This window comes from Amycolatopsis sp. H20-H5, assembly GCF_035828755.1.
In the GTDB taxonomy this organism is placed as follows: domain Bacteria; phylum Actinomycetota; class Actinomycetes; order Mycobacteriales; family Pseudonocardiaceae; genus Amycolatopsis.
The window spans coordinates 1-11,246 of sequence record NZ_JAYMZS010000192.1 but is presented as its reverse complement, the minus strand read 5'-3'; the positions used below and the strand labels follow the sequence as shown (position 1 = coordinate 11,246).

At 71.3% G+C, this 11,246-nt stretch carries 7 protein-coding genes; 3 read left to right on the top strand and 4 right to left on the bottom strand.

Annotation, left to right across the window (positions count from 1 at the left end):
- Positions 1-121: 121 nt before the first annotated feature.
- A complete protein-coding gene (locus QMK34_RS45340) occupies positions 122-655 on the bottom strand; it encodes a GNAT family N-acetyltransferase (RefSeq protein ID WP_326421080.1) in 534 nt (177 codons plus the stop codon).
- 138 nt (positions 656-793) lie between these two features.
- On the opposite strand from QMK34_RS45340, the gene QMK34_RS45335 reads away from it, so the two are divergent.
- Positions 794-1,339, top strand: a complete 546-nt coding sequence (locus tag QMK34_RS45335; protein WP_326421079.1) for a dihydrofolate reductase family protein — start codon at positions 794-796, stop codon at positions 1,337-1,339.
- On the opposite strand, the gene QMK34_RS45330 is transcribed toward QMK34_RS45335, so the two are convergent.
- Positions 1,336-2,622, bottom strand: coding sequence for a helix-turn-helix domain-containing protein (locus tag QMK34_RS45330; protein ID WP_326421078.1), 1,287 nt, complete (start codon positions 2,620-2,622; stop codon positions 1,336-1,338). The genes QMK34_RS45335 and QMK34_RS45330 overlap by 4 nt on opposite strands.
- A gap of 498 nt (positions 2,623-3,120) precedes the next feature.
- Between QMK34_RS45330 and QMK34_RS45325 the strand changes: the two genes are divergently transcribed.
- The gene (locus QMK34_RS45325) at positions 3,121-3,735 is read left to right on the top strand and encodes a DUF6801 domain-containing protein (RefSeq protein ID WP_326421077.1); all 615 of its coding nucleotides are present in this window, start codon (positions 3,121-3,123) and stop codon (positions 3,733-3,735) included.
- A gap of 96 nt (positions 3,736-3,831) precedes the next feature.
- On the opposite strand, the gene QMK34_RS45320 is transcribed toward QMK34_RS45325, so the two are convergent.
- The gene (locus QMK34_RS45320) at positions 3,832-4,818 is read right to left on the bottom strand and encodes an aldo/keto reductase (RefSeq protein WP_326421076.1); all 987 of its coding nucleotides are present in this window, start codon (positions 4,816-4,818) and stop codon (positions 3,832-3,834) included.
- A gap of 4 nt (positions 4,819-4,822) precedes the next feature.
- Complete coding sequence (locus QMK34_RS45315; RefSeq protein ID WP_326421074.1) at positions 4,823-5,629, bottom strand: SDR family oxidoreductase; 807 nt, start codon at positions 5,627-5,629, stop codon at positions 4,823-4,825.
- A 315-nt stretch (positions 5,630-5,944) separates the two neighbouring features.
- On the opposite strand from QMK34_RS45315, the gene QMK34_RS45310 reads away from it, so the two are divergent.
- A partial coding sequence (locus tag QMK34_RS45310; RefSeq protein ID WP_326421072.1) for a polyketide synthase occupies positions 5,945-11,246 on the top strand: 5,302 nt, incomplete at its 3' end.

Genomic DNA, 11,246 nt, shown 5'->3' with positions numbered 1-11,246 from the left:
CACGTCATCGACCAGGGCCTCCGTGCGTCTGCCTGGCGACGCGGACACCAGGCAGACGCACGAAGAAGCCACTTCAGACGACGCCTCCGCCTCCAGATGCTAGAGATCTAGCCCTGTAGTACTAGGGGGTGAGGTCGGCCGGGCGGAGGCGGAAGACCTGCAGGGTGAGGCCGAAGTACTTGTCCGTCTCGCCGACCCACTGCATGCCGGTGCGGCGAACCGTGGCGGCCGCGCGCGTGTTGCCCGGCCGGACGACGGCGAAGATCTCGTCGCTGCCCTGGCCGAACGCCCAGGTCGCCAGCGCGTGCGTGGTCTCGCTCGCGAAACCCTGGCCCCAGACGTCGGGGTGGAGCTGCCAGCCGATCTCGAGGTCCTCGTTGCCGGGCGGCAGTGGTAGCAGGACGACCCCGCCGATGACCTCGCCGTCACCCTGGCGCTGCACCGCCCAGCGGCCGGCCGGGGGCGCCATCCGGTCGTCCTCGGCGATCCATTGCTGCAGGATCAGCCGCATGGCGGCGAGATCGGGCACGCGGTCCATCGCGGGGCTCAGCCAGCGCGCCACCCCGGCCTGGCCGTAGACGGTGAGCGCGGCCGGTGCGTCGTCGATCTCCCAGCGCCGCAGCACCAGCCGTCCGGTGACCAGGTTCTCCGTCATGTCCGTGCCCTCCAGCCGTCCGCCCTCTCTCACGGTACGCCCGGCCAATACTGTGATCGGCGCCACAAAGCCCGGCTGTCGATGCGGCAGGGTCCCGTTCGACGCAGGGTCGAGCCCCACCGGAGAGAGGTACCGAAAATGACCAGGAAGATCGTCGCCACCGAGTACGTCACCCTTGACGGTTTCATGGACGAGCCGGGGGAGTGGTCCATGCCGTTCTGGTCCGACGAGGCCGGCCAGTACAAGAAGGAGGAGCTGTTCGGCTTCGAGGCGATGCTGCTCGGTCGTCGTACCTACGACGGCTTTTCGCGGGCTTGGCCGACCATGAGCGACTCGGAAGGGTTCGCCGACAAGATGAACGGCATGCCCAAATACGTCGCGTCGCGGACGCCGGAGACGGCGACCTGGAACGCGTCCATCCTCAAGGGCGACGTCGTCGAGGCGGTCACGGAGCTGAAGAACAGTGACGGCGGCGACCTGCTGCTGGCCGGCAGCGGCGAGCTGCTCAACCTGCTCGCGCAGCACGACCTGATCGACGAGTACCGGCTGATGGTGCACCCCATCGTGCTGGGCGAGGGCAAGAAGCGGCTGTTCACCACCGCGCCGCGGCGTCAGCTCGAGCTCACCGGCTCGGTCACCTTCCCGACCGGCGTCATGGTGCACACCTACCGGCCGGTCCGCTAAGCGCGGCGCCAGGCGGGGGGCTGGGTGCCCAGCAGGCGGTGGGCCCGCAGGGCGATCTCGATCGCGAAGCGCTCGGCCGGGTCGTTCAGCCGCTCCCCGAACCGCTCGGCGAGCTGATGGATGCGGTAGCGCACGGTCTGCGGGTGGATCTTGAGCAGCTCGGCGATGTCCGGCGCGTTGCCCCGGCACTCGATCCAGGCGAGCAGCGTCTCCCCGAGCCGCAGCTGCTGTTTCGGTGTCAGGCCGTCCAGCGGCTCCAGCGCGCGAACGGTCACCTCTCGCAGCAGGAAGCTGTCGGTCAGCAGCCACAACGTCGAGAGGTGGTCGTCGCTGCGCACCACCGGCCCGTCGTCGAGCACCCCGCGGTACATCAGGTCGAGCGCGCGGCTGGCCCAGTGCAGCGAGGTCGAGGCGTCGTCGAGCCGGACGCGCGGCCCGACCGCGGCCCGCCAGCCGTCCAGCGCGGCCGGGAGCCCGGACAGGTCCGGTTCCCGGCCCGCGACCAGCAGGCACGGGTCGGCGCCTTCGAGGTCCATCAGCACTTCGCCGTCGAGCGAGGGCGTCGGCAGCTGGTGCTGGTCGGACCGGTTCTCCAGCGCGATCACGGTGATCCACTCCGGCAGCTGCCAGCCCGCGACGGCGGCGAGGTCGGCGATCACCTGCGGGGACGACGGCGGGCTGGCCAGGATCAGTTCGAGCAGACGGCGGCGGCGGCGTTCCAGCGTGCCGGCCGCGCGGTACTGCGCGGCGGTGTACCCCTCGACCGAGAGCGCGGAAATCTCCTCCACATAAGCGAAAATGGCCTCGGCCACCGTGCAGAGCAGCCGTGACGGCAGCTCCATCGCCTGCCCGAGGCGGGACAGGTAGCGCCACGCCGCCCGGCCGCCGATGCGGTACGCGGCCTGCAGCGAGTCGAGGCTGCGCCCGTCGAGGAAGATCAGCTTGCCGATCTCGCGGAACTCCTCGGTCCGGTCGTCGCGCCGCGGCGCCGGGTTGCCCGCGTTGCCGAGGCAGCTCAGCACGGCCTGCTCGACGCCCCGGATGGTCACCTCGCCGAACGGGCCTTCCAGCGGTTGCGCGTATTCGGGGACGGCGCGCTGGATCTCCCGCAGGATCGTTTTCCCGATGGTGGCGGCGTGCGGCCGGAACCGGACGGCGACCGCGCGGGGCAAGGAGGACCACAAATCGCGGGCCTGGCCGTTTTCCGGCGAATTCTCCTCGGGCTGAAGAGCCGGGGCGGAAGGGTGGACGTCATTGTTTCGTTCCCCGGCCTGTACCGACATCGGCAGCACTCCTTGTCTTCGCGGCGACGACGTCGTTTCCGCGAAGCTGGCCTGATTCCTGCTACGTCAAGGTAAATATGCGCGGGCGAAGTGTCAACGGCCGGTGGCCGGGGGCGCCGGGAGTTCACCCCTAAGGCGGAGAAACCGGAGTCGATCATGACAAAGACCGGGGTTCGGCCTCGTCATCCGGTGACAAATTTTCCGGATCGCGGTGGACCAGCGGTCCGTGGGCCTGCGGCGCGGAATCGAGCACGCCGGAGACAACTTCCCGCTTCGCGGCTCGTCCCCGCGTGACAACAACGGTGTTGGGTTATTCCTGAACCGCTCCGCTTCCGGAGAACTGTTGCCAGCCCTTTTTCCCGGTCGTACTGTCAGTTCTGTCGTGCCGACGATGTGGTCGCGTTCGATTCACCCTCGTCGGTTCTTCTTCACTTTCCCCACCCATCCGGAGAATTGTTTTTCGGATCGGTTCCCGTGCGGACCTTCGAGGAGTACCCCATGTCGCGTCGCCAGTTCAGACTTTTCTCGGCCGCCGTCACCGCCGCCGCCGCGCTCACCGCCGTGACCGCGGGCACCGCCGCCGCGGGCGGTGCGCAAACGGCCGGGGCCGTCGCCAAGAACCTGACCTTCAGCTGCGAATTCCCGCTGATCGGCAGCAACCAGGTCACCGCCGCCGTGGCGGCGACCTTCCCGGACTCGGTCGCCACCGGCTCGCCCATCTCCGTCACCGACTTCTCGGTCGGGGTGAACCTCAACGAGGACATCGTCAGCGCGCTGCAGCTCATCGGCGCCGCGACCGTCGAGGGCTCCGCCGCGGCGAACGTCGACGTGAACTACAACGACACCGAGCTGGGCGTGACGCTCAACGGCCTCGCGTTCCCGTCGACCCCGGTGCCCGCGAGCGGCGGCATGGCCATCACCATCACCGGCCCGGTCCCGGGGCTGACCGTGAAGAAGCCGGGCACGGTGAAGTTCGCCGTCGGCAGCGCGTTCACCGGCAAGATCACGCCGAGGCAGGCGGACGGCACGCCGACCGACCTCGGCACCTTCGACCTGCCCTGCACGATGGACGCTGGCCAGGACCCCGCACTCGCAACCGTCACCATCAACTGACCCCTCCACTCCACCCTCGCCCGCCGCTGACTGTCCCTGAAGGCCACCATGACGGCGTTTAACGCCGTCATGGTGGCCTTCAGGGACCTGCGGGGGTCAGGGGCGGGTGGTCGCCGGGGGTGACCAGGTGAGGCGGGGGTCGGTCTGGATGAAACTGCCGAGGAGCTGGTCGACCCGGGTGAGCGCGTCGAAGTCGAGGGTGGTGCCCGCGGCCTTCGCGTTCTCCGTCACCTGGGCCGGGGTGGACGCGCCGACCAGCGCCGACGCGACCGTCTCGTTCTGCAGCGTCCACGCCAGCGCCAGCTGCGCCATGGTCAGCCCGGCTTCGTCGGCGACGCCCCGCAACAGGCCGACCCGCTCGAGGATTTCCTTCGCCAGCAAGGGCCACACCGACTGCCGGGCCTCCTCGTCGCCGGTCGCGCGTGAGTTCGCGGGCACGTGGCCGACGCGGTACTTCCCGGTCAGCACCCCCTGCGCCAGCGGCACCGACGCGAACTGCCCGATGCCCGCGCGCTGGCAGACCGGCATCACCTGCGCCTCGGCGACCCGCCACAGCATCGAGTAGTGCGGCTGGTTGGCGATCAGCGGGACGGCGTGGCGCTCGGCGGCGGCGGCGGCCTGCAGGATCTGCTCGGCCGTCCACTCCGCCGTGCCGACGTACAGGATCTTCCCCTGCCGCACCAGGTCCGACAGCGCCAGGAACGTCTCGTCGATCGGCGTGCGGTAGTCGAAGCGCAGCAGCTGGTAGACGTCGATGTGGTCGGTCGCGAGCCGCCGCAGCGAGCCGTGCAGGGAGGTGGTGACGTGCTTGCGGCTCAGCCCGGCGTCGTTCGGCCCGGGTCCCTCCGGCCAGAACACCCCGGTGCACAGCACGAGGTCGTCGCGCCGGGTCTCGCCCAGCGCCTTGGTCAGCGACTCCTCCGCCGCCCCCGCGCCCCAAGCGGCCGCGGTGTGGAAGGTGGTGATGCCCGCGTCCAGCGCGGCCGTGACGCACTCGGCGGCGTTGTCGCGGTAGGTGAGCCAGTTGCCGTACGAGATCTCGCTGACGGCGAGACCGCTCGCGCCCAGTCGTCGGTGTTCCATGGGCTCAGCCCTCCGGGATCGTGGTGATGGTGCCGTGGATGGTCCGGTCGATCCAGTCGTCGACGCTGCGGGCCTTGCGCGCGTAGGTCTCGCGGACCGCTTCGTGCGGCAGGATCAGGAACTCCTCGGTGCCGAGGCCGTGGACGACGGACTCGGCCACCTCCGAGGGCTCCAGCAGCGGCGCGGCGGCCGCGATGGCGATCGCGGCCGGATGTCCCGCGGCGATGCCCGGTTCGAGCAGCGCGGTGCGCACGCCGAGCGGGCACAGCGCGCTCACCTGGATGCCGCGCGGCCGGTAGGTGATGGCCAGCCACTCGGCGAGCCCGACGGCCGCGTGCTTCGTCACCGAGTACGGCGCGTCGCCGGGTGTGCCGAGCAGGCCCGCGCCCGACGCGGTGATCAGCAGGTAGCCCCGGTGTCGTGCCAGCATGGTCGGCAGCACCGCCTGCGCGGCGTAGACGTGCTGCATCACGTTGACCGCCCACGATCTCGCCCACTGCTCGTCGGCCGCGTGCACCCCGGTGCCGAAGGCCATGCCCGCGTTGGAACAGAACAGGTCCACCGGGCCGTACTCCTCGCGCGCCCTGGAGACCAGCTGCTGCAAGTCCACTTTGGACGTCGCGTCCGCGCGGCAGGCCACGGCCCGCCCGCCGGCGTCGGTGATGTCGGCGGCCACGGCCCGCGCGGCGTCGAGGTCGACATCGGACACCACCACCCCGCGGGCGCCTTCCGCGGCGAAGCGACGCGCCATCGCGGCGCCGATACCGTGTGCCGCGCCGGTGAGCACGACCACTCGTCCTGTCAGTTCCACGGGGGCTCCAGTGCTGCGCTTATCCCATTTAACGAGACAATTCTTATCTTTTGTGACCGGCGTGAGTAAATTGAACAAAAAAACTAGAACGTACATGATAAAAGTGCAGGTCAAGAGGATCTTTTGGCTTGACTTACGATTTTTCTCACGGTTGTGACTTTAGCATGATGCGGCGTTCGGGTGGTACGCTCGCCCTCCGCGTATCGACGATTGTTTACCGTTGTCCGGCCGACTATGCCGCAGTGCAAACCGCTGGTATCACACGCGCTGACGCGGTCGCGCCACCATCCCCGCCCGTGAACAGGAGGTCCGCCGATGACCGAGGCACGCTTGCGGCTGCTCGGGGTGTCACCTTTCGGACAGCCCGACCCGCGCCTGGTCGCCGCCGTGACCCGGGGTGGCGGGTTCGGTGTGCTCGACCTCGGCGGCCCGGCCGCGCGAAGCGCTGGAGCGCTCGCGCACTGCCGGGCCCGGCTTGGTGCCCCGTTCGGCGTGCGGGTGCCGCACGGCTGCGTGGCCCGCCCGGCGGAAGTGCTGGCGGGCCCGGAAGTCGAGCTCGTGCTGCTCGGCTGGAGTTCATCGTGGACGGTCGGTGACGTCGCGGCCGCGGGTAGCCGGCGGGCACTGGTGGAGGTCACCAGTGCCGACGAGGCGGCACTGGCGATCGACGCCGGGGCGAGCGGCCTGGTCGCGCGCGGCAACGAGGCGGGCGGCCGGGTCGGCGAGCTGACGACGTTCGTGCTGCTGCAGCTGCTCTTGGAGCGTTTCGGCGAGGAGCTGCCGATCTGGGCCTGCGGGGGCATCGGGCCGCGGACGGCCGTGGCGGCCGTCGCGGGCGGCGCCGCCGGGGTGGTCCTCGACAGCCAGCTGGCCCTGTTCCCCGAGTCCGACGTGCCGTGGCGGACCCGGCAGCTGCTGTCCAGGATGGACGGTTCGGAGACCGCGGTGCTCGGGGAGCACCGGGTGTTCTCCGCGCCCGGCACCAAACAGGACACCAAGGACTTCACCGCCGAGGAGATCGCGACCTCCGGCGCGTTCCTGCCGGTCGGCGCCGACGGCCCGCTCGCCGCGCTGCTCGCCGCGCGGTTCACCCACGCCGAACACGCCGTCCGTTCGCTCGTCTCGTCCCTTGTGGACCTTCCTCGGGTGTCGCCGGTGGAACAGGGCGGGCCGCTGTGCCGGTCCCTCGGCTCGGCGTTGCCGGTCGTGCAGGGCCCGATGACGCGGGTGAGCGATCAGCCGGGCTTCGCGGCCGCTGTCGCCGAGCAGGGTGGGATGCCGTTCGTCGCGGTGGCCACCGCCGACGGCCCGCGGACCGCCGAGCTGCTCGCCGAGACCGGCCGGTTGCTCGGCGAGAAGCCTTGGGGCGCGGGCATTCTCGGGTTCGTCTCCGAGTCTTTGCGCGCCGAGCAGCTCGCCGCGATCCGGGCGGCCCGGCCGCGGTGTGTGCTCATCGCGGGAGGGAAGCCCGCGCAGGCGAAGGTGCTGGAAGCCGAGGGCATCGCGACCTACCTGCACGTGCCGTCGCCGATCCTGCTGCGTCAGTTCCTCGACGCCGGGGCACGCCGGTTCGTCTTCGAGGGCGCCGAGTGCGGCGGCCACGTCGGCCCGCGGTCGAGTTTCACGCTGTGGGAGTCCCAGCTCGACGTGCTGCGCGAGTCCGGTGTGGACGGTGTCGAGGTGCTGTTCGCCGGGGGGATCCACGACGCGCGGTCCGCGGCGATGGTCGCCGCGATGGCCGCGGAGCTGGCCGCCACGGGCGCCGGGGTCGGCGTGCTGATGGGCACCGCCTACCTGTTCACCGCCGAGGCCGTCGAGCACGGCGCGATCACCGATCTGTTCCAGACCTGGGCTGTGGTGGCCCAGTCCACGGTCACGCTGGAGACCGCGCCCGGCCACCTCACCCGGTGTCTCCCCAGCCCCTACGTCGACGAGTTCGCCGCCGCCAGGGAGACGCTGGCCGAACTGCCGCCGCAGGAAGCGTGGCAGCGGCTGGAGGAGCTCAACGCCGGACGGCTGCGGATCGCCAGCAAGGGACTCCGCCGTGAGGGCGGTGAGCTGGTCGCGGTGGGGGAGAAGGAACAGTTCTCCGACGGCATGTACATGGCCGGTCAGGTCGCCGTCCTGCGCGACGGCCCGACCGGGATCGCCGAGCTGCACCGCGAGGTCACCGAGGGCGCGGCCGCGTTCCTTGGCGCGGAGCAGTCCGCGCCGGCCGGGGACGAGCGGCCCGGCGGCGAAGAGATCGCGATCGTCGGGATGGCCTGTGCCTTCCCCGGCGCGCCCGACCTGCCCGCGTTCTGGTCGACGGTGCTGCGCGGGCTCGACGCGGTGACCGAGGTGCCGTCGCAGCGCTGGGACCAGTCCGTCTACTTCGGACAGAACGCTGCCGATCCCGGTGCGGTCACGCCGTCCAAATGGGGCGGTTTCCTGCCGGAGATCCCGTTCGACCCGATGGCCTACGGCATCCCGCCGAACTCCATGGGCAGCATCGACCCCGCCCAGCTGCTGTCGCTGGAGGTCGCGCGCCGCGCGCTCGCCGACGCCGGCTACGGCGAACGGCCGTTCGACCGCGAGCGGACCAGCGTCATCTTCGGGGCGGAGGCCGGGGGAGACCTCGCCAACGCCGGGGTGTTGCGCGCGCTGCTGCCGTCGTACCTCGAGGAAGTGCCCGAAGAGCTCTTGGCCCAGCTGCCGAAGCTGACCGAGGACTCGTTCCCCGGCACGCTGGCCAACGTCATCTCCGGCCGCATCGCCAACCGGCTCGACCTCGGCGGCGCGAACTACACCGTCGACGCCGCCTGTGGCTCTTCGCTCGCCGCGCTCGACCTCGCCTGCATGCACCTGAGGCAGGGAGACAGTTCGATGGTCCTTTGTGGAGCGGTCGATCTGCACAACGGGATCACCGACTACCTCATGTTCACCTCGGCCGGCGCGTTGTCGCCGACCGGGCGCTGCCGGCCCTTCGACGGCGCGGCCGACGGCATCGCGCTCGGCGAGGGCGTCGCGTGCCTCGCACTCAAGCGCCTGTCCGACGCCGAACGTGACGGCGACCGGGTGTACGCCGTGGTCAAGGGCATCGGCGCGGCGAGCGACGGCAAGGCCCTCGGCCTGACCGCCCCGCGTCCCGAAGGCCAGCGGCGCGCTCTGGAGCGGGCCTACGCCGACGCGGGGGTGTCGCCCGCGGACGTCGGCCTGGTGGAGGCGCACGGCACCGGAACTGTGGTGGGCGACGCCACTGAGCTGAAGGCGCTGACCGCGTTCTTCCAGGACGCCGGTGCCGAGCCAGGCGGCTGCGCGCTCGGTTCGGTGAAGAGCCAGATCGGGCACACGAAATGCGCTGCCGGGCTCGCCGGGCTGATCAAGACGGCGCTTTCGCTGTGGCACGAGGTCGTGCCGCCGACCGTGCATCTCAAGAAGCCGAATCAGGCCTGGGAAGCGGAAAGCAGCCCCTTCACCTTCTCGACCACTGCCCGGCCGTGGACGCCGGGCGGCGGTCGCAGGTTCGCCGGGGTCAGCGCGTTCGGCTTCGGGGGCACCAACTTCCACGCGGTGCTGGCGGCGTCGCCGATGCCGCCGGAAACCCGGCACGGGCTGCGGGACTGGGACGCGGAGTTGTTCCTGTTCCGCGGTTCCGACCTCGAGACCGCCGAGCGGGTGCGGCGGGACCTGCTCGCCGCGAACCCCGGGCGTCCGCTGCGGGAGCTGGCCGCGCTCGCGTCCGAACTGGCCGACCGTTCGGCCGATCCCGTGCGGCTCGCCGTGGTCGCGGGGGATCGGGCCGAGCTGGAGACCGGCGGTCTCACCGCGGACGGCGGCGAGCTCGGCAAGCTCGCGTTCCTGTTCCCCGGCCAGGGCAGTCAGCGGACCGGGATGCTGGCCGAGTTCTTCGTGCACTTTCCCGAGCTCAAGGACTTCCTGCGGCTCGCCCCGGACGTCGCCGCGACGACGTTCCCGCCCCGCGCGTTCGGCGAGGAGGCGGCGGCCGCCCAGGACGAGGCGCTCAAGGACACCCGCGCGGCGCAACCCGCGCTGGGGCTCGTCGAATCGGCGCTGTGCGCGCTGCTGGAGCGCCTCGAAATCCGGCCGGACGTGCTCGCCGGGCACAGCTACGGCGAGCTGGTCGCGCTGTCCGTCGCCGGGGCCTTCGACGCGGGGACGCTGCTCGGGCTCAGCCGGTACAGGGCGCGGGCGATCGTCGACGCCGCCGGTGCCGAGCCCGGCGCGATGGCGGCGGTGAAGGCCTCGCGGGAGGACGTCACTTCGTTCCTTCGCCGCAACGTCGAGCGGGTCGGCCGGGAAGTCGTGGTGGCCAACCACAACGCGCCCGGCCAGGTCGTGCTGTCCGGTCCGGCCGCGGCCGTCGACGAGGTCGTCCGCGTCCTGCGGGAGAACGCTTTCGCGGCCAAGCGGATCCCCGTCGCCTGCGCCTTCCACAGTCCGCTCGTCGCACCCGCGTCGACCGCGTTCGCCCTCGAACTGGCCGCGGCGGACGTGCGGGACCCGATGCTGCCGGTGTGGTCCAACCGGACCGCGAAGGCGTACGAGCCCGGCGCTGTCCGGGCCGAGCTTGCCGCGCAGATCGGTTCCCCGGTGCGGTTCGTCGACCAGATCGAGGACATGTACGCCGCGGGCGCGCGCACGTTCGTCGAGGCCGGGCCCGGCCGGGTGCTGTCCCGGCTGGTGGGCGAGATCCTCGGCGACCGGCCGCACACGACGGTCCCGTGCGAACCGGGCGGCGGTATCCGCGGGTTCCTCACCGCGGTCGCCACCCTCGCCGTCGCCGGTGCGCCGGTCCGCACCGAATGGCTTTTCCGCGGCAGGGTGACGATCACCGTGCCGCCGACCACCGCCCCCTGGACCGTGGACGGCCAGCTCGTCCGCGCCCCCGGCGGCGCACTCCCGGCCCACGGGCTCGCGCCCGCCCGACGAATCCCGAGGACGTCGATGAACCAGCAGCAGACCGACGGCCGCGACCAGGTGGTGGCCGACTTCCTCCGTACCAGCCGTGAGCTGGTGGCCGCGCAGCGCGAGGTCATGCTCGGGTACCTGGGCGCGGCCACGGTGTCCGTGGTCCAGGCCGCCGTGCCGCCGATCGCCCAGCCCGTGCCCGTCGTCCAGCCAGCCGTTGTCCAGCCCGTCCCTGTTCAGGAGGTCGCGGTCAGCGTGCTCACCTCGGTCGTCGGGGTGATCAGCGATCGCACCGGCTACCCGGTCGAGATGATCGACGGCGACCTCGACCTCGAAGCCGATCTGTCGATCGACTCGATCAAACGCACCGAGATCGCCGGGACGCTGCTGACGAAACTCGGCCTGGCCTCGCTGGTGGACGACGGGCAGGACCAGCTCAGTCGCCAGCGCACGGCGAACGCGCTCACCGAATGGATCGAGGCGCGGCTCAAGCCCGAAGCCTCCACAGTGGACAGTCTCGGGCGCGCGCCGGTCAGATACGTTTCGCGCCGGGTCGCCCGGCCGCTGGCGGGCCGCAAGGCGTCGCAGGTCCGGGGCAAGACCGTGTCCGTGGTGGGTGAACCCGGCCAGGACGCGCTGGCCGGGTCGGTGCGCGAGGCCTTCGCCGCGCCCGGCGCCGAGTTCGTGGACGAGCCCGCCGACGCCG

What these genes read in the sequence shown, in the direction of transcription:
- QMK34_RS45330 (WP_326421078.1), bottom strand. Translation starts at nt 2,622, where the DNA reads ATGTCGGTACAGGCCGGGGAACGAAACAATGACGTCCACCCTTCCGCC.
- QMK34_RS45335 (WP_326421079.1), top strand. Translation starts at nt 794, where the DNA reads ATGACCAGGAAGATCGTCGCCACCGAGTACGTCACCCTTGACGGTTTC.
- QMK34_RS45340 (WP_326421080.1), bottom strand. Translation starts at nt 655, where the DNA reads ATGACGGAGAACCTGGTCACCGGACGGCTGGTGCTGCGGCGCTGGGAG.
- QMK34_RS45325 (WP_326421077.1), top strand. Translation starts at nt 3,121, where the DNA reads ATGTCGCGTCGCCAGTTCAGACTTTTCTCGGCCGCCGTCACCGCCGCC.
- QMK34_RS45320 (WP_326421076.1), bottom strand. Translation starts at nt 4,818, where the DNA reads ATGGAACACCGACGACTGGGCGCGAGCGGTCTCGCCGTCAGCGAGATC.